Below are 1087 nucleotides of genomic sequence, written 5' to 3'. Positions count from 1 at the left end.
AGCTTTTTTCGTATACACTCAAAAAATGGCCATTTTTTTCGTATGCAATCTCCGGAGCGATCGGCGTTGGCCAGAGCTGCAGTTCCCTGGATGTCGTATACATCACCACCACTTCGCGCCGTCTTTAAAGGCGTAGTACATTCTCATGATCACCTTGACCAGGAGCAGGATCGACAGCACCACAATCGAGGCAAACAGTGAGTCAAGCACCGACCGCATAGGCCCCGGAAGATAGTTAAACAGCCCAAGATAGTTATTTATGTTAATGCCGTGACCGGCAACCAAACTAGCATGATTTAGATAGCTGCGGGCAAGCTGGATAAACGTAAGCGGCGGGGAAAAGATCGAATCAATGGCATTCCGCAGGGCTTGCGGCAGGAAGTAATCGTACATGCTACGACTTCATGAGATAAGCCTTTTTGGTGTTTCGTACCCAGTCATTACGCTCTTTGATCCGCCCCGTTTTGGTCAGGTAATCATACATTTCTCTGTCTAGCTTCAGTCTTTCTTCATCCGTAAAAGCGCCCCGTCCTCTTGTTCGCTTGTGGTATCCCTGCGCGTCGTATTTACTACCCCGAACGCCGGAGCCGGAGGATCGAGACGATCTTTGATTCCCCGCTTTACTCCTACCGGCAGATGTAGACGCCGACTTCTTGCTCTTATCCATCAGATGGAACAACATCCAGCAAATAATCAAACCCAAGATGATACCGATTGATAGCAGCACCCAATCTCTGTATATGGTAAGAAAGTCGAAAGCGACAATGAGCGAATCATTGACGCTAAAGGGTATCTTCACCCCGGAAAAATCCATCTAATCCCCTCCGTTCCGAATGCTCCCGATAATCCGGATCGCGGCATAAGCCGTTGAGATCCAGATGCAAAAGAGCAGGATATATGCGATCTTGTCCAATTGATAAGGACCCAAGCTGTCGATGACGTTATGAAAGATCGGCGTCCACTGTCCATTACTTGGAGTAGACGGCGTGTATGTAAACCCGGCCAGCGTAGCAAAAATGCCTTTTATAAATGCCATCAGCAGCTTGCCCAGAGACAGAAACAAGGCGATTAACGATATAGCCAGGGC

At 48.5% G+C, this 1087-nt stretch carries 2 protein-coding genes and 1 pseudogene; all 3 read right to left on the bottom strand.

All coding sequences use genetic code 11. From position 1 onward, the window contains the following. Window positions 1–102: 102 nt before the first annotated feature. A complete protein-coding gene (locus KIH86_RS25470) occupies window positions 103–393 on the bottom strand; it encodes a hypothetical protein (RefSeq protein WP_223088687.1) in 291 nt (96 codons plus the stop codon). Window position 394: 1 nt separating this feature from the next. Further along, window positions 395–814 (bottom strand): hypothetical protein, encoded by a 420-nt coding sequence (locus KIH86_RS25465; protein WP_223088686.1) that lies wholly within the window; start codon window positions 812–814, stop codon window positions 395–397. Next, window positions 815–1087: pseudogene (locus KIH86_RS25460) on the bottom strand (hypothetical protein); the annotation flags it as partial.

The sequence above is a fragment of the Paenibacillus sinensis genome, from assembly GCF_019904155.1.
GTDB lineage: Bacteria > Bacillota > Bacilli > Paenibacillales > Paenibacillaceae > Paenibacillus_AQ > Paenibacillus_AQ sinensis.
Note: the sequence above shows the minus strand (reverse complement) of the source record. Positions and strands in the feature narration are given on the sequence as shown.